The organism is Bradyrhizobium septentrionale, from assembly GCF_011516645.4.
Lineage (GTDB): Bacteria > Pseudomonadota > Alphaproteobacteria > Rhizobiales > Xanthobacteraceae > Bradyrhizobium > Bradyrhizobium septentrionale.
On record NZ_CP088285.1, the window covers coordinates 450,525 to 474,039 of the forward strand.

Below are 23,515 nucleotides of genomic sequence, written 5' to 3' on the forward strand. Positions count from 1 at the left end.
ACTCACTCCCGCAACATATAGGCATCGACGACCGTGCCCGCAGCAAAGCCCTCCGCGGATCCAGCAACGATCAGCACGGCTTCGGCGCGCGCGATGGCATCGAGCGAGAGCTCCCCGATCGCAAGCACAGCCCAGCAACCCTGCTGGCGCGTCAGCAGCACGACCTCGGCAATGCCGACGCCGGAAGCGATCTTGCGCGCCAGCGGCAGCGCCAGCGTGTTGCGCGGGCGCCGGCCCGACAGGCGATCGAGCACCGGAAGCGCAATGGCCCACCAGGCCGCGAACGCCTGATCCGGCGCGCCCGGCAAGGCGATGACCGGCGTCGTGTCGATCCGTCCCACCGCCGTGGTGCGCCCGGGCTGCAGGGCAATGCCGTGCGCGATCAATTCGCCACGCGTCGTCAGCGCATTCACCGCAGCATCCGTGCGACCAACCCCGGTGCCACCGATCGTGATGATCAGATCACAGCCATCGGCATCGAATGCGCCGGCAATCGAAGTCACATCCGCCGCCGCCTCGGTGCAGAGGACCTCAGCACCCGCCAGGCGCGCGGTGTCAGCGATCGATTGCGCGGTCAGCTCACCGTTGGCGACGTTGATGATGCGAAGCCTTGGTCGTCGCACGCGCAACAGCTGCAGTCCGGCCGCCCGCGCGAGCAGGAGACCGCGCGGCAACAGCGGCTCTCCCGCTGCGATCAACGTGCGCCTCCCGGCAATGTCGCTGCCGGCGCGCCGGACGCCCTGCCCCGGGATGGCTTCGGCAAGCACCTGCGGCAGCGGGCCGGAGGTGTCGACGGCGTCGGCATCGACCACGCAATCGGTGCCCTCGGGCATCGCCGCACCGGCCTCGACCCAGACCGGAGGCTCGGCGAGCGGCAATGGCGCATAGGACGACGCCCCGACCAGGTCATTGGCACGCATCGCCCAGCCGTCGCTGACAGCGACATCCTGCGGCGGATAGGCGCACGAGGCCGGCATCTCGGCGGCGATACAATGCAAGGCATCGGCCGGCGGCAACATGATCGGCTCGACCGGCGCGACATCGCGCAGCACGGCGGCGAGCACCGCGTCGAGCGGGGCGAGCGAAGCCGGCAAGCGCTGGGTGGTGGCCATGGCCCGCTATGGACTGAATCGGCGGCGAAAGAAACCGCCTCGGGCCGATTCCGGCACCCGCCATTAGACCGATGGCGCGTTGACGCGGACCCCAAAGTAGCTGCAAAAGAAACCAATATGACCGGGTCGCGGAGATCAGGCACAACCAATAATGGCCAATGCGCCAATTCAGGAGGGAGACAGAATGATCGCCACCAGACTAGCCATGTTCGGGACGCTCGCAGCCGCGCTGCTGGCCTCCTCGACCGTATCGGCGCAGGTGTCCGACGACGTCGTCAAGATCGGCGTGCTGACCGACATGAATGGTCCGGCCTCGACGCCGACCGGACAGGGCTCGGTCACCGCCGCGCAGATGGCGGTCGACGATTTCGGCGGCAAGGTGCTCGGCAAGCCCATTACGGTGATCGTCGGCGATCACCAGCTCAAGCCGGACATCGGCGCGACCATCGCACGGCGCTGGTATGACGTCGATCAGGTCGACCTCATCGTCGACGTGCCGGTGTCGGCGGTCGGGCTCGCGGTGCAGAACATCGCCAAAGAGAAGAAGAAGCTGTTCATCACGCACTCGACCGGCGCGACCGATTTCCATGGCAAATTCTGCTCGCCCTATACGATGCAGTGGGTGTTCGACACCAGGGCGCTCGCGGTCGGCACCGCGCAGGAGGTGGTGAAGCGCGGCGGCGACAGCTGGTTCTTCATCACCGACGACTACGCGTTCGGTCATTCGCTGGAGAAGGATGCCTCCGCCGTGGTGACCAAGAACGGCGGCAAGGTGCTCGGCGCGGTACGGCCGCCGTTCGCCACGCCCGATCTGTCGTCCTTCATCCTGCAGGCGCAGGCCTCGAAGGCCAAGATCATCGGCATCGCCGGCGGTCCGCCGAACAACACCAACGAGATCAAGACCGCCGGCGAATTCGGCATCTTCGCCGGCGGGCAGCAAATGGCCGCGCTGCTGGCACTGATCACCGACATCCACTCGATCGGCCTGAACGCCGCGCAGGGCCTGCTGCTGACCACCTCGTTCTACTGGGACATGGACGACAAGACCCGGGAATGGTCGAAGCGCTATTTCGCCAAGATGAACCGGATGCCGACGATGTGGCAGGCCGGCGTCTACTCCTCGGTGACCGCCTATCTGAATGCGATCAAGGAGAGCGGCACCGACGATCCGCTCAAGGTCGCGGCCAAGATGCGCGAGAAGCCGGTCGAGGATTTCTTCGCCCGCAACGGCAAGCTGCGCGAGGACAATCTGATGGTGCACGACCTCTGGCTGGTCCAGGTCAAGACCCCGGCCGAGTCGAAATATCCGTGGGACTATTACAAGATCCTGGCGAAGATCTCGGGCGACGACGCGTTCGGCCCGCCGGACCCGGCGTGCCCGCTGATCAAGAAATAGCGGCGAATAGTGAGTGGCGAATAGCGGGTAACGAGTGACGAACGGAAACAACCATTCGCTATGCGCTACTCCCTATTCGCGCGCTTCACTTCGCCACCCCGATCTCGCGGAAATATCTGAGCACCCCGGGGTGGATCAGATTGATGTCAGGCGCGGCGGCGACGGTGTTTGCCGCCGTGGTCTCGCAGGCCTGCGCGAGCTTCTTGCAGAAGGTTGCCTCAACGCCGTGCAGCGTCTTCGCCAGCCGATAGGCGACATCGTCGGGCAAGGTCTCGCGCACCAGGATATAGCTCCAGGAGCCGACCGAGGAAATTGCTTCGGTCTGCTTCGGATAGCTGCCGGCGGGGATCGTCAGCGGCTTGAGGAAGGTGTGCTTGGCGCGGATGCGGGCAATCTCGTCGGTATCAGGCGCAATGAAGCGCGCACCGCTCGCGCTCTCGGCCATCTTGCTGAAGCCGGGCCAGCCGATGCCGGCGCCCCACAGCGCCGCGGCGCGGCCATCCTCGACCATCGCCGGGCCATCGCCGGCGCGATCGAGATAGATCGACTTGAAGTCCTCGTCCTGCTTCAGCCCGATGCCGTCGAGGATATAGCGCGACAGGATCGGCAGGCCGGAGCCCTTGGCGCCGAACGCGACCGGCTGGCCGACCAGGTCCTGGATCGTCTTGTAGGGGCTGTCGGCGCGGACCACGAACATGCCCGGGCTCGAATACATCGCGGTGAGTATCTTCAATTTGGTGGCCTTCGGCCGGCCGATGCCCATCAAGGCCTCGTAGGACGGCTCGCCGGCGACGGTTGCGATATCGACGCTATCGGCCTCGAGCAGCGGGATGTTCTCGTTGGAGCCCTTGGTGTTGCGCGGCTCGATCGACAATGTCGGATCGGCCGCGTTCATCACCTCGGCGAACGCGTTGCCATAGAGCGGAAAACCGCCGCCCGGCGTCGCCGTGGCGAAACGGATCGTGGTTTTGGAAATGGTCTTGCCCCCCTCTTGCGCCGCCGCGCCGCCCGCGAGCAGCAGCACGCCGGCGCAAATCATAACAGCGAATTTCATCTCGAGCCTCAAGCATTGCACGTGAGCAAGACTATCGTCGCACGGGCGGGGTCGTAGGCAAAGCCAGCGTTTTGTGAAACCATGCCGGCAACAGTCACAAGAAAATGACGGGAAGAGATGATGATCCGATTTGCGCGTGTCGCGTTGCTTGGTTTGATGTGTTGCATTGCCTCCATTGCCCCCTCCTCCGCATCCGACTATCCGAACCGTCCGGTACGCTGGCTGATCGGCTTTGCCGCCGGCGGCCCGGTCGACATCGTCGCCCGCATCATGAGCCAGTGGCTGTCGGATCATCTCGGCCAGCAATTCGTGGTCGAGAACCGCACCGGCTCCGGCGGCAACCTCGCAGCCGCCGCCGCGATCAACTCGCCCGCGGATGGCTATACGCTGCTGTTCGTCGCGCCGAACAACGCGATCTCGACCTCGCTCTACAAGAAGCTGCCCTATGACTTCCTGCGCGACACCACCCCGGTCGCCAGCATCATGCAGCTCACCAACATGCTGGTGGTGTCGAACGCGATGCCGGTGAAGACGGTTCAGGAGTTCATCGACTATTGCAAGGCCAATCCGGGCAAGATCGCCTACGCCTCGTCCGGCTACGGCACCTCGGTGCACATGTCGGCCGAATTGTTCAAGGCGATGACCAAATGCGACATGCAGCACGTGCCGTATCGGGGATCAGCGATCGCCTTCCCCGACATCATCTCCAACAAGGTGCAGCTGATCTTCGACAATCTGCCGTCGGCGCTGGAGCAGTCGCGCGGCGGCAGCGTCCGTGCGCTCGGCGTGACCTCGCCGCAGCGCTGGCCGAGCGTGCCCGACGTGCCGGCGATCGCCGAGACCGTGCCGGGCTTCGAGTCGGTCGGCTTCTACGGCATCTCCGCGCCGAAGGGCACGCCGCCGGAGATCGTCGACATCCTCAACAAGGCGGTCGGCGAAGCCTTGAAGGACCCCAAACTCGTGGCGCGCCTCGCCGAGGTCGGCGGCATCCCGAAACCGATGACCCCGGCCGAATTCGGCAAACTGGTGGCCGACGAGACCGAGAAATGGCGCAAGGTCGTCGAGTTCGCCGGCGTCTCGGTCGACTGACGCGGATGGTCAGGGAGCGCGAGGTGCGGCATTGCCGAAACCCCGCGCACCCTGTAAACGGAGCCCGCACCGTTGCCAGCCGCACCACGCGGCCCGCAAGGCGGCGGGGCCTGTAGCTCAATGGTTAGAGCCGGCCGCTCATAACGGTCTGGTTGCAGGTTCGAGTCCTGCCGGGCCCACCATAACAGCTATCCACCAACGTCCCGGAACATCCACCAAAGTCCAATAAAGGTGACATTTCGTTCACGATTACAGATAGATGAAGGTCCAACCAGGGCCGCCAACGTCCGCATTCTGTATACTGACATCCACCCGGTTTGTTGGTACTTTTGTTGGTAGCTGAAAGTTCTCAGCAGCGAGATACCAACATGCCCTTGACTGATGTGAAGTGCCGCAATGCGAAGGGGAAAACTAGCCCGTACAAGCTCTCTGACGGGGGCGGTTTGCACCTTTTGGTTAATGCAGATGGAGCAAGATACTGGCGCTTAGCCTATCGCTGGCACGGCAAGCAACGCACGCTTGCACTCGGCGTCTATCCTGCTGTTGGGCTTACTGAGGCGCGAGCAGCACGCGACGATGCCAAACGCAATCTAGCTGCTGACGTCGATCCGTCAGTTGTAAAACGTGAGCGCAAACGGGCTGCCGATATCGCCATTGGAAACACGTTCGAAGCAGTCGCCCGCGAATGGCACGAAAACTGGAAAGGCGGTCGGACGCCTTATTACGCTGGCCAAATCCTAAGACGTTTGGAAGCAGATATCTTTCCAGCAATTGGGCGTCGCCCGATTGCCGAACTCGAACCTCCAGAGCTACTCGACATGCTGCGCAAGGTCGAAAAGCGCGGGGTAAACGAAACGGCACGACGTTTAAAGCAGCTGGTCGGCCAAATTTTCCGTTTTGCAATCGTGACGGGTCGAGCGAAGCGAGACCCCTCCTCTGATCTCAAGGACGCCTTGCGAGCAGCGGGAGAACCACAGCGTCACAGAGCGATGCCAATGCTGGAGCTGCCCACTTTCTTAAAGCGATTAGAAACGTACGGAGGTGAACAACAAACCAAACTCGCCTTAAAGCTTGTGACCCTGACGTTTCTTCGCACCACCGAACTCCGCGCCGGAAGGTGGAACGAGCTAGAGAATCTTGACCAGAATTCTGCCCAGTGGCGCGTTCCTGCCGAACGCATGAAAATGCGGCTGGAGCACCTGGTCCCCTTATCACGCCAAGCAGTCGCCGTGTTGCATAAGCTACGCGCGCTCGCGGGCAACAGTCCTAATATTTTCCCGTCACCGGGCAAAGAGGGGTGTATGTCGAGCAACACCATGCTCTATGCACTCTATCGCATGGGATATCATGGTCGAGCGACAACGCATGGCTTCCGAGCTGTAGCGTCTACGATCCTTAATGAGAGCAATCTTTTCAACCGAGACTGGATTGAGCGCCAACTTGCGCATGTTGAAAGAAATGAAGTCAGGCGCGCCTACAATGCTGCTGAATGGATGCCAGATCGTCGGCGGATGATGCAGTGGTGGGCGGACCACCTCACATCAATTGCCGGTGGTAACGTCATCCCGCTGTCGCAAGCGAGCTAGCCCGTCTTATTCGTCAGAGTGCGCCTGAGAGGCTGGCGAGCGTGGTGTAAAGCGCTGATGCGGCGTAGGATTCGGTTGCAAAGCCAACCCCATCACCTTCAGCCGCGAACACCAGGCCCGCCATGACCGATGATACGATTCTGCCCTTCTCGTTTCCAGCCGTTCACGCCAAGAAAGTCACAGCTGCCTTCGATGGCGGTCGGCTGACCTCGAACGGGGGCGTGATGCTTCTGGCGCTGGCCGAGCGGCGTCTCGGCTTGGCCGACAATTTGGCCCGGGTGTTCCCGGATCGGCGCGATCCGACGCGGGTCGTGCACAGCCTTGTCGATATGTTCCGCGCGCGCATGTTCGCGATCTGCTGCGGCTACGAGGACGCCGACGACCTCGATCATCTGCGGTCCGATCCCGCATTCAAGCTGGCCTGCGGACGGCTGCCGGACACGGGTCGCGATCTGTGTTCCCAACCGACGCTGTCGCGGCTGGAGAATGCTCCGCGCCTGCGCGACGTGATCCGACTGACCTACACTTTGGTCGACGCATGGATGGATAGCTACCCGCGCGAGCCGGCATCCGTCACGCTCGACATCGATGATACCTGCGATGTCGTCCACGGCCATCAGCAGCTCTCGCTGTTCAACGCTCATTATGACGAACGCTGCTTCCTGCCGATCCACGTCTACGACACGGAGAAGAGCCGGCCCGTGGCGGTCGTGCTGCGGCCCGGCAAGACGCCGGGCGGCGTCGAGGTGCGTGCCCACCTGCGCCGCCTGATACGGCATTGCGCGGCGGCGATCAGGGTGAGACGCCAGCGACAATCAAGGTGAGACTGCGCCGATGGGGACGGACCGAAGGGAGGGCGCAGCCCGACCGGAGGACCGTCCCCATCGGCGTCGCGCGTTTTTGGACCCGTCTGGCGGCCGGGTGCGGCTGGTGCAAGCTGTTGATTCGTCTCGACAAGAGGGAATCGATGCCTTGCCTGGCCTTGACATCACCGACCACCAGATGAGGCTGTACATGACCTACCGATTGACACTGTCCCGCGAGGCCGCCGCGGCCAAGGCGGGGTTCTCGAAGGCAAGCGCGTATCGAATCGAGGGCGATTGTCGCCCGCCCTCACAGAAGAAGACGCCGAGGGGCCGGCGCCGGGCCGATCCGCTCGGGCCCTATTGGGACGCCGAGATCGTTCCGATCCTGAAGGCTGCGCCCGGCATCCGCGTGATCGGCGTGCTGGACGAGCTGCGCCGACGGCATCACGAGTTGAACCCGAACATCCGCCGCACGCTGGAGCGGCGCATCAACGCCTGGCGGGCGCTCAACGGCCCAGAACAAGACGTGATCTTCCGCCAGCAGCACGAGCCCGGTCGCCTGGGTCTGTCCGACTTCACCGACGTGAGCGCGCTCGGTATTACCATCGCGGGTGAGCCGCTCGATCACCGGCTCTATCACTTCCGGTTGGCGTTCTCCGGCTTCGAGCATGCCCATGTCGTGCTCGGCGGCGAAAGCTTCGTCGCCCTGGCGGAGGGCTTGCAGAACGCGCTGTGGGCGCTTGGCGGCGTGCCGCGGGAGCATCGCAGCGACAGCCTGTCGGCAGCGTTCCGCAATCTGGCCGCCGACGCACGGGAGGATCTGACGCAGCGCTACGCCGGGCTGATGGGCCACTATGGCATGGCGCCAACGCGCAACAATGCGGGCATCGCACATGAGAACGGCTCGATCGAGAGCGCGAGCTATCGCTGAAAGTTGGTGACGGCGGGAATCGGGAAGGCGGCATATCGTGGGGGTGCTTGACGCCTCCACTTCTCGACCGAAGGAGCGATATGCCGTGTCCAAAGATAACATCATCAAGTTGATTCAGCCAGGAAACGTCGACGATCAACTCACCGAAATCTTGCGCAATGGGGCGCGTGCTCTGTTGGCCCAGGCGGTCGAGGCCGAGGTCGCGGACTTTCTCGGCAAGCATGCCGATTTGAAGACTGCGGACGGCCACCAGCGCGTCGTGCGCCACGGTCACCTGCCGGAACGCGAGGTGATGACCGGTATCGGTCCGGTCGGCGTCCGCCAGCCGCGTGTCCGCGATCGCGAGGCGGAGGCTACCGATCCCGACCGCATCCGGTTCTCTCCGTCGATCCTGCCGCCCTACATGCGCCGCTCGAAATCGATCGAGACGCTGCTGCCGATCCTTTACCTGAAGGGTATCTCCACCGGCGACTTCTCCGAGGCTCTGGCGGCGCTGCTCGGCAAGAATGCTGCCGGGTTGTCGGCATCCGCCATCGGCCGTCTGAAGGACGGTTGGCTTGACGAACACACCGCGTGGCAGAGGCGCGATCTGTCGGCGAAGCGCTACGTCTACATCTGGGCCGATGGCATCCATCTCCAAGCACGCCTCGAAGACGAAAAGCAGTGCATCCTGGTGCTGATCGGCGCGACGCCGGAGGGCCGCAAGGAACTGGTCGGCTTCACCGATGGCGCCCGCGAGAGCGCGCAGGACTGGCGCGATCTGCTGCTCGACCTGAAGCGGCGCGGGCTCGGCGTGCCGCCGCGGCTCACCATCGCCGACGGCGCGCTCGGGTTCTGGAAGGCCGCCGGCGAGGTCTGGCCGAAAACGCGCGAGCAGCGCTGCTGGGTACACAAGACCGCCAACGTGATCGCCAAGTTGCCGAAGAGCCAGCAGCCTAAAGCCAAACGCGCGTTGCAGGAGATCTGGATGGCCGAAACCAAGGCCGCCGCCGAGCTGGCGTTCGACGCCTTCATCGAGAGCTACACGCCCAAATACGAGAAGGCGGCCGACTGCCTGAGCAAGGATCGGGACACGCTACTGGCGTTCTACGACTTCCCGGCCGAACACTGGAAACACCTGCGGACCACCAATCCCATTGAAAGCACCTTCGCTACCGTGCGCCACCGCACGATCCGATCGAAGGGCTGCCTGTCCAACAGAACGGCGCTCGCGATGGTCTTCAAACTGCTTGAGGCCGCGCAGAAAAGCTGGCGTCGTCTCGATGGCCACAACCAGTTGCCAAAACTCGTTCTCGGTGTGACATTCAACGACGGGATCGAGGTCATCGCCCAACCGACTGACCGTCAGCCCATAACCGCCGCCGCCTGACCGGCCGCGCCGTCACCAAAATTTGGCGATAGCTCCGAGAGCGCGCACGGCCATCTCAAGCGGGCACTGGAAGATGCGCTGTTGCTGCGAGGGACGCGCGACTTCGCCAGTCTCGATGCCTACCGTGCTTTTGTCGACGAGATTGTCGGCCGGCGCAACGCCAACGTCGCCAAGCCGATCGCGCTCGAGAAGGAGGCCTTGGCGCCGCTGCCAAAAGGCCGCACGACCGACTTTGAGGAGAAAGTGATCCCGGTGACGTCGTCAGGCGGCTTCATCCTGCGGCGCGTGTTCTACACCGTGCCTTCAAGATTGATCGGCCATCGCCTGCGTGTGCGCATCTTCGACGACCGGATCGAATGCTTCGTTGGTGTCACGCCGGTCGTGACGCTGCGGCGCGGTCGGCCTGTGTCCGAGCGCCAGGGCGGTCATGTTGTGGATTACCGGCACGTCATCCATGCCCTGCGGCGCAAGCCAATGGCGCTCCTCAATCTCGTTTATCGCGACCAACTCTTCCCGCGTGCAGCTTACAAACGTCTGTTCGAGACCTTGCGGGAGCATGGTGATGACCGGCGCGCTTGCAAGGTGACGGTCGAGCTTCTGGCGCTGGCTCACGAGCGCGCCTGCGAAGCAGAACTCGCCGAGGTGATCGCGATGGATCTGGACGCCGGACAGTTACCCGATCTTGCCGCTCTGCGCGACCGCTTCCGACCTGAGGCGGCCTCGATCCCGCGAGTCGCCGTCAAGCTGGCGCCGCTCGACGTCTACGATGAACTCGCCTGCGTCAGCGTCATGTCAGGCCGCTCGAACCTGGGAGAGGCTGCATGACTGGTATCGCTACCTCCGTCGATACTGCCCGTGTCGAGCTGCTTCTCAATGAGCTCCGCCTGCCGGGCGTCAAGGCGATCTGGCCGAAGCTCGCTGCACAGTCTGACAAGGAAGGGTGGCCTGCCGCCCGCTTCCTCGCCGCCCTTGCCGAGCACGAGGCGGCCGATCGCACCCGCCGTCGGATCGAGCGACACATGGTGGAAGCGCGTTTGCCCGCCGGCAAGACGCTCGCCACCTTCGACTTCGAAAGTGTGCCGATGCTATCAAAGGCACAGGCGATGGCGCTCGCCGCTGGCGACGCCTGGTTGAAGGCCGGCGCCAATTTGCTCTTGTTCGGTCCACCGGGCGGCGGCAAGACCCATCTCGGCACGGCGATCGGCCTGGCTCTCGTCGAGAACGGTTGGCGCGTTCTCTTCGCGCGCACCACTGATCTGGTGCAACGGCTGCAGGTCGCGCGGCGCGAGCTGGCGCTGGAGTCCGCGATCGCCAAACTCGATCGCTATGACCTCCTGATCCTCGACGACATCACATATGTGAGCAAGGATCAGGCGGAAACCAGTGTGCTGTTCGAGTTGATCGCCGCCCGCTACGAACGACGCTCGCTGCTGATCACGGCCAATCAGCCATTTGGCGAATGGGGGCGTATCTTCCCGGACCAGGCAATGACGTTGGCTGCCATCGATCGTTTGGTCCACCACGCCACGATCCTCGAGATGAACGTCGAAAGTTACCGTCGAAAAGTTGCCCTCGATCGCAAGCGCGGTCCAGGCCGGCCGCCCGTTCATACGACCCCCAACGAACTCGACAAGGCAACGATTGACGCTGGCAATCCTGCGTGATTGTCGCGCAGCGTCAATCAAGCCTTGCCAAACCCGCGGCCAGCGTCAATGATCCGCCCACTCGGCTGCCTTGTCTCATCTTGATTGACGCGCCACTCTCATCCTGATTGATGTGGTGGAACGGCCCGCTCCGACAGCATCATCGTGCTAAAACGTGGTCGTTGTTCGAACGCCACAAGGAGGGACCGTTCCATGAAGCAGGTTAGCACCATCGGGTTGGATTTGGCGAAGCACATTTTTCAAGTTCACGGCGCGGGTGCCGATGGCTCGCCGGTGTTCAACCGGAGACTACGGCGCAGCGAGGTCCTGCATTTCTTCTCGAAGCAGCCGGCCTGCCTTGTCGGAATAGAAGCCTGTGGCAGCGCTCACTATTGGGCACGCGAGATTGCAACTCTCGGCCATGAAGTGCGGCTGATCCCACCAGCTTACGTCAAGCCGTTTGTGAAGCGTGGAAAAACGGATGCGGCGGATGCCGAGGCCATCAGCGAAGCCGTGACTCGCAAGACCATGCGCTTCGTTCCGATCAAAACGGCCGAGCAACAAGCCGGAACGATGGTCCTGAAGAGTCGCGCACTTCTGGTGAAACAGCAAACGCAGACGATCAACGCCCTGCGCTCGCATCTGGCTGAGTTGGGCATCATTGCCGCCGCCGGCCGGACAAAGGTCGAGGCGTTGGTTGCAATCGTACGGGATGTAGCAGATATCCGCTTGCCTGCGGCAGCGCGCTTCGCGCTGACGGCAGTTGCCGATCAGATCGAGGCTCAGGCGGACCAGATTGACAAGCTCGAGCGAGCCATTGTTGCTGCGGCAAGGACCGACAAGGACATGCGCCGACTGACTACCATCCCCGGCATTGGAGCCATTACAGCGGCGACCATCAAGGCGCTGGTGCCAGATCCCGGCGGCTTCAAATCCGCTCGTCACTTTGCTGCCTGGCTGGGACTGACGCCGCGACAGCATTCGAGTGGGGGCAAGGAGCGGATGGGGCGAATCTCGAAGATGGGAAACCCCGAACTTCGGAGCCTCCTCGTTCTTGGGGCGACATCCGTCCTGCGAATTGCCCGGAAGGCTGATCGGGCGCCGCCATGGTTGAAGTCGCTGCTCGCCAGACGTCCGTACAAGGTGGCAGCGGTCGCACTGGCCAACAAGACAGCGCGAATTGCCTGGGCGCTCTTGAACAGGGGTGGGATTTATCGGCATCCGGAGACGCTAGCGACGACTACGCCTGCCGCTTGATGAATACAGCAGTTGTCAAAGAGATCTGACCGGCGCGGGCCGGCAGAGGGCAAGGAGCAATAACAGGCGATGAACCCACGGGACGAAATCCCGACACGAGTGAGGCTGGCGCGACAATGCGCTTCAAGCGCGTCTGATTGATTTAGCCCCTTGTGTCGCGGACTTCATCGAGGCCAGCGGTCATGCGCCGCGCTTTACAGGCCGTATACATGACCGCACCGCTCCCATGTGTGAAGTCGACTGAGAAAGCTCTTGCGCCCGCGGGCCGTTCCATACATGTCGCGCTATAAGGCCCACCCTGGCGAAATCCCATCTCAATCAGCCTGCATTGGCCGGCAAACACTTTAGCGGATAGTTCCCGGCTATACTCGCCGGCCATGGCGCGTTTTACGCCCTTCACTATCGTTGAAACAGGACTACCGTCGTTCTCGAACTGCTCCGCGCAGTACTGGACGGCGATCCCTGCTCGCTTGCAGATATATTCGTAATAAGCACTCTCGTCCGCGTCCTGGAAGCGACCCCAGCGACTAACGTCATAAACAAGGATCGTCTGGAAATCGGCGCGGCCACCTTGAACGTCATCGATCAGCTGCTTGAGCGCATCGCGACCATCGATACGGAGTCCGCTTTTTCCCGAATCGGCATACGTTTTCACGATCTCAATGCCGCGAGAGGACGCATATTTGTGGATCTCATCCGACTGGTTCTCAGTCGAGTATCTCTGGTGTTCAGTTGACATCCGCACGTACTCTGCGGCTCGTATTACGCGCCGGCCAGCATCGTCAACGCTGCGTTCCCGATTCTGATCCACCACCACTTCTTCCGATCGGTCTGCGATCGAGCGGCGAGCAAGCCTCGAACGGGGCCGGCGCCTTCGCCGGCGCTAGCCGCTTGCACATCAAGCCGACAATAAATGTGGTGAATGGAAAGATGTTGCGTACGCATACGACGGAGGCCGCCTGATTGACGCATGCGCGCGGGCACGGCGAGGTCTATGATGGCATTGGGTGAAGGGTGAAGGTCAGGCGGCCTGCTGATTGGCTGGCTTGTCGGCCTGGCGCAGGAGCTTCCATTCCCAGGGCAAGAGCTCGTGCAGACGCGATGCGGGATGATCGGCGATACGGGCCAGGACGTCGGCGAGCCAGGCCTTGGGATCGACGTCGTTGAGGCGACAGGTCGTGATCATCGTCAGCATGATGGCGGCACGGTCGGCGCCGCGTTGGCTGCCGGCGAAGGTCCAGTTGCGCCTTCCCAAGGCGATGCCTCTCAATGCGCGCTCAGCGCAATTGTTGGTCAAGCAGATCCTGCCGTCGTCGAGGAAGCGGGCGAAGCCGTCCCAGCGCCTGAGCATGTAGTTAATCGGCTTCAGGACCTCGGAGGAACGCGAGAGGGTTTCGCGCTCGCGGAGCAGCCAGGCATGCATGTCCTCGAGAAGTGACTTACTCTGTTCCTGGCGAGCGGCACGCCGCTCGCCGGCACCGCGGCCGTTGATGGCGCGCTCGATCTCGAACAACGTATCGAGGCGTCTGACAGCCTCCAGCGCGATCGGGGAGACCGGTTTGCCTTTCTTGCCTTCCCGAGCATTTTTCTCGATATCAGCCAGCTCGAAGAAGCCCCGCCGCGCATGGGCCACGCAAAACGCCGGCGTAATCGGCAGCGCCTTCTTCTGCGGGTCGAACAGCGGCTCGAAGCCGCTGTAGCAATCCGCCTGCAAGATGCCGGCGAAGGCGGCCAGATGTCTCTGTGGATGCTCGCCTCGTCGGTCGCTCGAGGCGTAATAGACCGCTGCCGGCGGCGCAGGCCCGGCGAACGGCCGGTCATCCCGCACATAAGTCCAGATCCGCCCGGTCGTGCACTTGCCCTTCGCCAGAATACGGATGGTGGTGTCGTCGCCATGAAGGCGCTCGGCAGCGAGCACGTGGCGTTCGATCAAGTGGAAGAGCGGCATGACGGCGAAGGTCCCGTGGCCGACCTGGTCGGCCAGCGTCGACAACGGCAGGTCGATCCCCTCGGCCTTAAAGCGCGCACTCTGGCGGTTGAGCGGGATATGCATGCCGAACTTGTCGAACAGGATCGTCGCCAGCAATTGTGGGCCGATGAAGCCGCGCGGCGTGGCATGGAACGGCGCGGGCGGCTGGCTGATCTTCTCGCAATCGCGGCAGGTGAACTTCTCGCGTACCGTCTCGATCAGCTTGAAGCGGCGCGGGATCTCCTCCAGCGTCTTGGTCACATCCTCACCGATCTTCGCCAGCCGCGATCCACCGCAGCAGGCGCAGGTCGTTGGAGTCTCAATGACGACGCGCTCGCGTTCGATATCGTCAGGCCATGGCTTGCGCACCGGCCGCTTGCGCGTGAAGGGGCGGACGTTCTGCGTCTTCGCCGCTGCGGCCTGCGCCGCAAGCTCATCCTCGCTCGCCGTGGCGACGAGGTCTTCGAGCTCCAGTTCCAACTGCTCGAGCAGCCGCGCCGTGCGCTCGGAGCGCTGCCCGTACAGTTCGCGTTTGAGCTTCTCGATCCGCAGCTCGAGATGCGCGACCAGCGCCTCGGTATCCGACAGTTTCGCCTGCGCATTCGCGGCTTGCGCCTGCCAGTTGGCGGCCTTCGCCTCGGCTTTCTGTCGCGCCTCACGCTCGGCCTGCAGCGCCGCCAGGGCACTGACAAGGTCCGATGGAAGATCATCCGGCTTCGATATCATGGAGCCATTGAATCAGATCGAGCAGCAGATTCAAACCGTAAAACGACTATCCGACCCGCGTCGGACGCTGGGTTTCTTGAGGGTTGCGCCAATCGATCCCGGACAACAGATAGCTCAACTGCGCCGGAGAGATCGTTACCGATTCACCAGCAACCGATGGCCAGATGAACCTGCCTCTCTCGAGTCTTTTGGTGAACAAGCAGGCGCCCTGGCCACCGTGCCAAATGACCTTCAATAGATCACCGCGTTTGCCCCGGAAGCAGAAAAGACCGCCGCCCATGGCGTCGCGCTTGAGCACTTCCTGCACGCGCAGAGCCAGGCTCGGAAAGCCGCACCGCATGTCGGTATGGCCCGTCGCCAGCCACACCCGCACGCCCGTCGGGATCGGGATCATCGGCGCGCCAGGCCCCGAGCAATTCGAACGACCGCCTCGATATCCGCACCGGGGCCGAAGACCACGCGCAGCCCCTGAGGGCTCACGATTTCGATCTGACCTGTCTCGACAGCTTCCGTCGTTGGCGGCGTACTTGCCGCAACTATCGCAGGGACGAATGTCGGGCCGATCGAATCCTCTTCGGCCGGATCATGACAGGTCCAAGCCTTGCGCCAGCTCAGCAGAAGCTGACGTGATATCCCATACCGGCGAGCCGTCGCCGACACCAGTCGTGGCCCCGAGAAGCTCTCCTCTACGATTCTGAGCTTCTCCGCACGCGTCCAGCGTCGCCGCCGACCGGTCTCCACCAAATCCATGCGGCTCAGCACCGCACTGTCCTTATGTCCGTCCATAAGGACAGTCAGCTACAGATCGGAAAAACTCGCAAGACGGCCGCCCTCGGACGGATACGATGTTGCCGAATAGGGGCAGGAAATTACACCGTAGGTCGCACGGTCTCGACGGAGGAGATAGCGGTGGTTCCTTTCGAACAAGCGATTGCTGTCGCGCCAAGAAATGAGCTCGGAACGACCCACAGAGCCATCAAGACGGTGATGATCTGGACGGGCGCGAGTGAAAGAACCGTAAAGCATTGGTTTGCGGGCACACACGGCCCGAGAAGACAGCATCTTATCGCCCTGGCACGCCATTCAGACGCAGTGCTGTCCTACTTTCTTTCGGCGTGCGATCGGCCATTTCTCAGACCGGGTATTGAGCTCTTGGCTATCCAAACACGACTGTTAGACTTGGTCGAAACCATCGACAGATACCGACACGCACAATGACGAGGCATTGCCCTCAGTTCGCCTGTCGCTCGAGTGCCTGACCAGCCGCGCAATCGAACCACGCCGATGGCCTATTCGTAAAAGAGCCGGCGCAGGATAGACGGTGACGGGTTATGGTTCAGGGGGCAACCCGCAAAGCGTCTAGCGCGCGAGGTTGGAGCGACGGCAGGTACAATCTGGGGTTCTTCGCATATTGTGGCATGGTTTTCGTGATTCCAACGACGAAAAGCAACGCCCCGCCACAAGAAACGCAAGGTGACGAGCGTCGACGTACGCACACCGACATTCTATTTGCTGCATCGACCGCCGGCTAACGCGGAAGATTGCTGCATTTTCCGCACTGCTCGGTATCGTTGCTTTCGGTGAAGCTCAATGATCGGTGGCAGATGCGGCATGGCATCAGCGTAGGTCTTCGCGACGCGCGCCGGCGTTCGGCGCCGCCGGTAACAAGCGATGATAGCAGCGCCGACGTCGCCCGCGACCGGTGAGCGCCGACTGCGGAATGCACTGGCGAACTGCGATATGGGAGTCGATCGTAGAACCCCACGACTTTCCAGGGCGAGCAAACGGACATCGCTGTTGCCACCGTTATCGATCACCAGCGGCGCCGACCAGTAGGCGAGAGGCATTTCTGCAGGTGCCCAGCGAGCTTCAAAGCCCACGACCTACGGGTTCGACCCAGATCTCTGACGTCACATGTACCAACCGAAAGCCAAGTGCTCCGCCTTGCACGAATGCCAGTCGGGCACCGACAAGTTCGCGGACGCGCTTAGGGTTCATCAGATTGCGACTGTGACATCCGGTGCAACCGAAACTTCCAATCTCCCAAAATGGATCGTCCCGGCGTTCGGTGACAGCGGTCGATGGTTGCCGAAGGAGGACAATGATTACTCTAGGCGCCTTCATCACCCCTCATCAATCTCTCGAATTATGTCATCGACCCACTGACGAGCCGCCGAATTATCGATGACGTCCTCAGTGACGAACTCCTGGCCGCGGCTCACGATTTTCAGCTCACCTTCCACGGCCCATCGAGCCGGCTTCGAATGATACGAAAGACCAATACCGCCCAACCACTCGGGTATTTGCCAGCAAGACACCACTCCAGGCTTCGAGAGGCGCAACACTTGCGACGCACTTCGAGCAACATTTCCACGACCAAAGTAGAGTGTGTTGTTATCGTTCCATTGGCCTATCGTGTGAGGATGCCGGTACTGAAAGCCCTCCAAGCAATGTGGCGGAACGAGCGAGCTTGAGCCAAGTGTGAGCTTCTCCGATACGCGGAGGTAGCCAAATATGCGATGATGGCGGTCGCGACCCCTTTCGTCCGCGAAGAGACCGTAGAAAAGGAAGACGTCGCCAACGCCAAAGCCGTGGTTGTCTAGGTGCGATTGGGCCGCCGCGACTTGGCCGAAGGCGCAACAGTTATCCTGAAACATTGGATCGCGATGGCAAAGATCCGAACCGGAGATCCTGCCGTGGGTTACGCGTTCCACAATCTTACCCAGTCCGACGTCGCCGTACGTAGTGTCTGACCGGTGTCGGGTCGGGATAGGCAAGCTTATTGGCTTGCCATCAATGATCGGAGATGGCGCGCCGCCGGCAGCGCTGTCAAAGCCCTTTCGACTAAAACTGATTCTCATTCGATAACTCTACGCTTCTGCTGCATTGTACGAACGCGAGTATGACCATGCGGTTATGTCGGCCGCGACTTGCTCAAGTACTTATTCAACTCTTTGCATAATCGCTAAAATTGTAGAGCGATTGAGACGGAGCTATCGCTGAAAGTTGGTGACGGCGGGAATCGGGAAGGCGGCATATCGTGGGGGTGCTTGACGCCTCCACTTCTCGACCGAAGGAGCGATATGCCGTGTCCAAAGATAACATCATCAAGTTGATTCAGCCAGGAAACGTCGACGATCAACTCACCGAAATCTTGCGCAATGGGGCGCGTGCTCTGTTGGCCCAGGCGGTCGAGGCCGAGGTCGCGGACTTTCTCGGCAAGCATGCCGATTTGAAGACTGCGGACGGCCACCAGCGCGTCGTGCGCCACGGTCACCTGCCGGAACGCGAGGTGATGACCGGTATCGGTCCGGTCGGCGTCCGCCAGCCGCGTGTCCGCGATCGCGAGGCGGAGGCTACCGATCCCGACCGCATCCGGTTCTCTCCGTCGATCCTGCCGCCCTACATGCGCCGCTCGAAATCGATCGAGACGCTGCTGCCGATCCTTTACCTGAAGGGTATCTCCACCGGCGACTTCTCCGAGGCTCTGGCGGCGCTGCTCGGCAAGAATGCTGCCGGGTTGTCGGCATCCGCCATCGGCCGTCTGAAGGACGGTTGGCTTGACGAACACACCGCGTGGCAGAGGCGCGATCTGTCGGCGAAGCGCTACGTCTACATCTGGGCCGATGGCATCCATCTCCAAGCACGCCTCGAAGACGAAAAGCAGTGCATCCTGGTGCTGATCGGCGCGACGCCGGAGGGCCGCAAGGAACTGGTCGGCTTCACCGATGGCGCCCGCGAGAGCGCGCAGGACTGGCGCGATCTGCTGCTCGACCTGAAGCGGCGCGGGCTCGGCGTGCCGCCGCGGCTCACCATCGCCGACGGCGCGCTCGGGTTCTGGAAGGCCGCCGGCGAGGTCTGGCCGAAAACGCGCGAGCAGCGCTGCTGGGTACACAAGACCGCCAACGTGATCGCCAAGTTGCCGAAGAGCCAGCAGCCTAAAGCCAAACGCGCGTTGCAGGAGATCTGGATGGCCGAAACCAAGGCCGCCGCCGAGCTGGCGTTCGACGCCTTCATCGAGAGCTACACGCCCAAATACGAGAAGGCGGCCGACTGCCTGAGCAAGGATCGGGACACGCTACTGGCGTTCTACGACTTCCCGGCCGAACACTGGAAACACCTGCGGACCACCAATCCCATTGAAAGCACCTTCGCTACCGTGCGCCACCGCACGATCCGATCGAAGGGCTGCCTGTCCAACAGAACGGCGCTCGCGATGGTCTTCAAACTGCTTGAGGCCGCGCAGAAAAGCTGGCGTCGTCTCGATGGCCACAACCAGTTGCCAAAACTCGTTCTCGGTGTGACATTCAACGACGGGATCGAGGTCATCGCCCAACCGACTGACCGTCAGCCCATAACCGCCGCCGCCTGACCGGCCGCGCCGTCACCAAAATTTGGCGATAGCTCATTGAGACGGCGGCGCCGCCAGCCTAGTAGCGTAAGCGTAAGCCGCCGACCGCAAATGGCTGTGGTGTTGCATGTGGCGCACGCAAATCGAATGTTATGGAATTTGCGCACGTCTCCGGCTCCTGCTCTAACTTTCGTAGTGGCCGTTCAACAGTCAGCGGCCCTCGCTGCATTGCACTCGAAAAATTGCATAGCCGCAGGCGCCTCCTGATGTGTCAGCAAGCTTTTTTGTGTCCAGTATTTGGCATTGAGTTTGCTTTGCCCAATTCCGGATATCTGTTCCGCAGGGCAACCGAATAGCTTCTGGCGGGCATTGCTGATTACGACTTGTGCTATCTCCAATGCATATCAGTTTACTAGACACATCTGACGTTCGCCCTTTCCGCAAGGCGAGTAAGACCCGCTCTAGCTTGCCAGAGAGGCCTCTTGAGGATATTTGACGCGCGAGGTCTTGGGCAGCTGATGGCGAAAGCTTCAGAGCGACTGACTCGAGCGCACGAACTGACTGGGCATTGGGGTCATCGGTTTCTGAAATGTTTCTTAGAAGTATCGTGGCTACCTGTTCGGCCTGTGTAAAAGTAAATTCCTGGATGAATGGCGACAACTCATTTGCAATGGTAGCAGCCGCTCTCTCCGCGTCTTGGCGGCCAAGTTTGGATGAGGCGATTTGCAAAGCTGGAGCAATCGCAATCTTGCTGCCTACATCCAAAGCGTTTGTTAATGCACTCTCAAGCCGACGAACGAATACCTGAGTGGCTTCAACCTGTTTCGAGGCTTGCGCTATCGCTTCAAGCGATTGACTGAAAGCATTCTGCACAGAAGGATCGTTCGAATCATCTAGCAGGTCAACGAGCCTATCGACCGCAACTGCCATCTGCTTTGAAGTTATCTTCGCGCCCAGCGCGGCTATACTTTGTCCTAAAACTGCCGCTTGGTAGGGATTTGTGTTTGTCTTCAATGCCTCGAGCAAATCCGAAACGCCTCGGTTCTCTGCAACGACTTCACCAGATGACGCTTGAGTCTGTTGTGCCTGCGTGAGTGCTGCATTTAGTTTCGCATTTGCCTCTTGCGCGGCGGACAACGCATCTTGCGTTCGCTGCTTTTCTCTATCGGCATCTTCAGCCTTGAACTTCGCGACTTGGGCTTGTAGCACCGCGTCGCTTTGGGCGCGCTCCGCGATCTCTCTAGCGCGCTCAGCTTCTATTCTCGCCCGCGTTGCTTCTTGGCTTAGATAGAAAGCAAGGACTGCGGCCAGCAAAAAGAGTAAAGCAGCGGCGCTTAGAACGATAGTGTAGCGCAGTCGTCGGCGGGAAAGTTCTCGTTCCGCGCGAGTCCGCAGTTGATGCTCCTCTGCAACGCGTTCGGCCGCGGCACGACGCTCCCGTTCCAGCCTCAACTCCTCCTTCTCTTGGCGCCGCTGGTCGACTTCTTCGACCTGCCGTCGAACTGCTGCCTCGCTTTCGTCCAGCAATGCTTGGACACGCGACCAGTGTCCACCATACCTGTTCGCCCACGGTTCGCTCTGATCCCTGAACCACTGAGAACGTGCTTCCGTCGTGGCGGCCGACAAAAGATGGGGGCGGCTCGACAGAAGACTTTCAGCTTGCTCGACCAGAGAGCGCCAAATCAAGCCGTCTCGAAACTCTCTCTGTAGCCAACCTTCGTTCTTATCGGCGATACTCTTCCAACGGCGAATTAGCGCCTCATGGCTAATATCCACAATGGTGTCTGGCTCTATTGGAGTGGGCGGATATGGGGTTAGAAATGAGACCCCGTCAGCGCGCAGCGCTTCGATAATTGGCCGCAACGCATCTTCATCAATTCCCGACACGGCGACGAGTTCGCGAAACTTTTGCGGCCGCCGGATTGCCTGACCCTCTGCATTTAGTTCTGTTAGTGCTCTAAAGATACGTTCAACCGCCTTCTTCATGACTTGGCTAGTGGCCGCTTCGGCGGTCACGGTGTCGGCGTGCTTCGACAGTAAACTTGCTAGTCCTTCAGCTGTTTCAAGTTGTCTAGGCTTGAGCACAATTTCGCCGGTCTGGTTATGGGAGGAAGCCTCGTCCCAAAGCAACATCAGACCATGCTGTATAAGGGGCAACTCGTCGCCTTGACCGTCAGCTTCCGCAATCAATTGATCCGCAAGCGGGCCGCTGACCTCGCCACCATAGATTATTGCCGGGCGGCAGATCGCTCGTACAAGCTCGTGATAGTCCATTCGAGGTACGAGATACTGGACACGATTGATGGCTTCAGCCAACCCATTAAAGCGCGTGCACTCGCCCAAGAACTCCGAGCGCATTGTCAGGATTACATGCGCACTCTGGGTCGACAATTCTCGGCCCTCCGCTCTTCCTCCCTGACCACTGCTATGGGCTGCGCTCGAATTTGGAACATCGATTTGGCGTGCGAGAAGATCCACAAAGCAAGCCGCTTCTTCGCGACTAGTTTCCTTTGCAAAACGAAAAAGCTCCTCAAACTGATCAACTAGGATACAGAGTGTTCGTCCCCGAAGGTTCTCTAGAGAGTTCGCAACTAAGGAAAGTGTTGCGTTTCTCTGACTTAGTTGCCGAACGATCCTACTGATAGTGTCCAGATCATTCTCACTGCCATCCAGCCGGGCGAGCTCTTTCGCGAGATTCCATAGCGGCCCGCCTGACGGTCTAATGCTGCAAGTCAACCATGCTTCACCGTGGCGCAAATGTTGACGGGCCAACTTTGGAAGAACTCCCGCTCTTACAAGCGATGACTTTCCGATGCCTGACGCCCCGTGAATGATCACGAGGCGCTGCAATGCAAGACGCTCGATCACGTCGTCGATCATCTTCTCGCGACCAAAGAAGATAGACCACTCCTCAGCCTCGAAGGGGCGCAATCCCGGATAAGGCCGCCTCGGGCGTGCGGTCGAAAGGAATTCTTGGGCGCTCGGTTCTGGAGGGGTCATGGGGATGCGGGGAGAGTCTGCCGCACTTCTGCGAGCCAACCGCCAAAATTGTCTCGCCAGCTTGCGTCACAAATATCGAAACGCTCAATTCCGAAACGAGAGACATCCAGCGGTAGCGGTTCTCCAGATTGGTCAAGGACCGCGCACGGCAAAGGAGACCCACGGGCTGCCTGAATTCGCTCTCGTTCGTCAACGCCAATATCAAGTAGATCACCAACAAAGCTCTCGCTTCCATCACCACGAAGAAGAACGAGCGCGGAGCATCGCTTAGCGGTCTCTACTCGCGCTCTACTCTCCTGACCCCAGTCGGCCAAACTGCGCACAGCATCGTGTTTTGCGGTTAGGGGGGTAATACCCTTTTCCGCCAAGGCTCGTCTGACGCTCTCAAACACTTCGGTATGCTCAGAGCGCGCGTGAAGATATATTCGCCGCGAGGCCGGTATCGGTTTCATCGGCTCCATGGCTTGCGCTCTGCGAGAGCGTAGCGCTTGAAGATGGCTAGTCAAAGCTATCTGCAGCCGCCACAATTGTTGCGCATACTCTTCTTTGGCAACCTGGGTGTCACGCCAGCAGTAAGGCATCCGATGCAACGGGTCGTGAAATCTGAATCCGATCGGCGCATGCCCTCGACCATCGAGCAAGAATTCAGGCCAATCGCTCTCATTTGTTCGCAGTGCGCGAATGACAAAGACCCGTCCGCGGTCCCTGGCCCTATCGTGCACTTGTTGTCGGAACCATTCCAATTCGTCTTTGCACCAACTTGATGCCAAGTACCGGGGCGACATCACGATCATCAGGATGCCCGAGGATCGGACTTTTTCGCGAAGTTCGTCGGTGAGATCGACGGTCGGATCAATAAGGTCATCCCACCAAAGCGTCAGTTCGTCGAATTCAACCTCTACGGCCTGAATTTCCCTCTTGAGTTCGCGAATAAGCGAGTGAGTCCAGCGCATTAATGGCGAATTTGCATCGCCTGGCGCATTCCCGTGCGAGTAACTAACAAAAACATCAAGATCGTAAAAAGGTGAAAGGAATGCCACTTCTTCATCCCCATTTTGATGGCGGCCTCCACCTTGACACTTTAGCGCTCAACTTGGGGATGTCGAGGCCTAAACTCTGAGTCGCCCCTATCGATACGGTAACCTGCTATCGTGATCATCCCAGCGCAAGGTCAAAACTTGTCAGGGCCGGTTAGATTGATGCTCGGCGAAAGGAGAAAGTTGCGA

15 protein-coding genes, 1 tRNA gene and 4 pseudogenes are annotated in these 23,515 nt (G+C 60.9%); 11 read left to right on the plus strand and 9 right to left on the minus strand.

From position 1 onward, the window contains the following. Positions 1–2: 2 nt before the first annotated feature. Positions 3–1,112 carry a molybdopterin-binding protein gene (locus HAP48_RS04065; RefSeq protein ID WP_166214590.1) on the minus strand — a complete coding sequence of 370 codons (1,110 nt, stop codon included), beginning with the start codon at positions 1,110–1,112 and terminating at the stop codon, positions 3–5. Positions 1,113–1,296: 184 nt separating this feature from the next. On the opposite strand from HAP48_RS04065, the gene HAP48_RS04070 reads away from it, so the two are divergent. After that, positions 1,297–2,508, plus strand: coding sequence for an ABC transporter substrate-binding protein (locus tag HAP48_RS04070; protein WP_166214589.1), 1,212 nt, complete (start codon positions 1,297–1,299; stop codon positions 2,506–2,508). Positions 2,509–2,593: 85 nt separating this feature from the next. On the opposite strand, the gene HAP48_RS04075 is transcribed toward HAP48_RS04070, so the two are convergent. Next, on the minus strand, positions 2,594–3,562 hold the full coding sequence (locus tag HAP48_RS04075) for a TAXI family TRAP transporter solute-binding subunit (protein WP_166214588.1): 969 nt from the start codon (positions 3,560–3,562) through the stop codon (positions 2,594–2,596). Positions 3,563–3,682: 120 nt separating this feature from the next. Here HAP48_RS04075 and HAP48_RS04080 point away from each other — a divergent pair, with 120 nt between their 5' ends. The 9 genes and pseudogenes from HAP48_RS04080 to HAP48_RS04120 all read left to right on the plus strand — a co-directional run bounded on the left by HAP48_RS04080 (position 3,683) and on the right by HAP48_RS04120 (position 12,243). Beyond that, positions 3,683–4,651, plus strand: a complete 969-nt coding sequence (locus tag HAP48_RS04080) for a Bug family tripartite tricarboxylate transporter substrate binding protein (RefSeq protein ID WP_166214587.1) — start codon at positions 3,683–3,685, stop codon at positions 4,649–4,651. Positions 4,652–4,757: 106 nt separating this feature from the next. Continuing rightward, a tRNA-Ile gene (locus HAP48_RS04085) sits at positions 4,758–4,833 on the plus strand. 186 nt (positions 4,834–5,019) lie between these two features. Next, a complete protein-coding gene (locus HAP48_RS04090) occupies positions 5,020–6,237 on the plus strand; it encodes a tyrosine-type recombinase/integrase (protein ID WP_166214586.1) in 1,218 nt (405 codons plus the stop codon). A gap of 122 nt (positions 6,238–6,359) precedes the next feature. Next, positions 6,360–7,016, plus strand: a pseudogene (locus tag HAP48_RS04095) (IS1380-like element ISNha3 family transposase); the annotation flags it as partial. A gap of 193 nt (positions 7,017–7,209) precedes the next feature. Further along, a pseudogene (istA, locus tag HAP48_RS04100) lies at positions 7,210–7,962 on the plus strand (IS21 family transposase); the annotation flags it as partial. Positions 7,963–8,059: 97 nt separating this feature from the next. Next, positions 8,060–9,343 (plus strand): IS256 family transposase, encoded by a 1,284-nt coding sequence (locus HAP48_RS04105; RefSeq protein WP_166208639.1) that lies wholly within the window; start codon positions 8,060–8,062, stop codon positions 9,341–9,343. A gap of 36 nt (positions 9,344–9,379) precedes the next feature. Further along, positions 9,380–10,168, plus strand: a pseudogene (locus tag HAP48_RS04110) (IS21 family transposase); the annotation flags it as partial. Then, complete coding sequence (gene istB, locus HAP48_RS04115) at positions 10,165–11,007, plus strand: IS21-like element helper ATPase IstB (protein ID WP_166214584.1); 843 nt, start codon at positions 10,165–10,167, stop codon at positions 11,005–11,007. The pseudogene HAP48_RS04110 and the gene istB, both read left to right, overlap by 4 nt. 192 nt (positions 11,008–11,199) lie before the next feature. Further along, on the plus strand, positions 11,200–12,243 hold the full coding sequence (locus tag HAP48_RS04120) for an IS110 family RNA-guided transposase (RefSeq protein WP_166214583.1): 1,044 nt from the start codon (positions 11,200–11,202) through the stop codon (positions 12,241–12,243). A gap of 289 nt (positions 12,244–12,532) precedes the next feature. Here the strand turns inward: HAP48_RS04120 and HAP48_RS04125 are convergent. The 5 genes and pseudogenes from HAP48_RS04125 to HAP48_RS04145 all read right to left on the minus strand — a co-directional run. Further along, positions 12,533–13,006, minus strand: a pseudogene (locus tag HAP48_RS04125) (recombinase family protein); the annotation flags it as partial. Between the two features lie 258 nt (positions 13,007–13,264). Beyond that, positions 13,265–14,938 carry an IS66 family transposase gene (tnpC, locus tag HAP48_RS04130; RefSeq protein WP_166214582.1) on the minus strand — a complete coding sequence of 558 codons (1,674 nt, stop codon included), beginning with the start codon at positions 14,936–14,938 and terminating at the stop codon, positions 13,265–13,267. Positions 14,939–14,984: 46 nt separating this feature from the next. Further along, positions 14,985–15,332 carry an IS66 family insertion sequence element accessory protein TnpB gene (gene tnpB / locus HAP48_RS04135; RefSeq protein ID WP_166214581.1) on the minus strand — a complete coding sequence of 116 codons (348 nt, stop codon included), beginning with the start codon at positions 15,330–15,332 and terminating at the stop codon, positions 14,985–14,987. Then, entirely contained in the window at positions 15,329–15,724 is a 396-nt protein-coding gene (tnpA, locus tag HAP48_RS04140) for an IS66-like element accessory protein TnpA (protein WP_166202956.1), read from the minus strand. The genes tnpB and tnpA overlap by 4 nt, the downstream gene beginning before the upstream one ends. Positions 15,725–17,061: 1,337 nt before the next feature. Beyond that, on the minus strand, positions 17,062–17,799 hold the full coding sequence (locus HAP48_RS04145) for an Nmad3 family putative nucleotide modification protein (protein WP_166214580.1): 738 nt from the start codon (positions 17,797–17,799) through the stop codon (positions 17,062–17,064). Between the two features lie 227 nt (positions 17,800–18,026). Here HAP48_RS04145 and HAP48_RS04150 point away from each other — a divergent pair, with 227 nt between their 5' ends. Continuing rightward, positions 18,027–19,310 (plus strand): IS256 family transposase, encoded by a 1,284-nt coding sequence (locus HAP48_RS04150; protein ID WP_166208639.1) that lies wholly within the window; start codon positions 18,027–18,029, stop codon positions 19,308–19,310. Between the two features lie 189 nt (positions 19,311–19,499). Here HAP48_RS04150 and HAP48_RS04155 read toward each other — a convergent pair whose 3' ends face one another. Together HAP48_RS04155 and HAP48_RS04160 are read right to left on the minus strand one after the other, a co-directional pair. Beyond that, complete coding sequence (locus tag HAP48_RS04155; RefSeq protein WP_338028977.1) at positions 19,500–22,289, minus strand: nSTAND1 domain-containing NTPase; 2,790 nt, start codon at positions 22,287–22,289, stop codon at positions 19,500–19,502. Further along, positions 22,286–23,329: a toll/interleukin-1 receptor domain-containing protein gene (locus HAP48_RS04160; protein WP_166214578.1), complete on the minus strand. Its 1,044-nt coding sequence runs from the start codon at positions 23,327–23,329 to the stop codon at positions 22,286–22,288. Before HAP48_RS04160 ends, HAP48_RS04155 begins: the two co-directional genes overlap by 4 nt. Between the last annotated feature and the right edge of the window lie 186 nt (positions 23,330–23,515).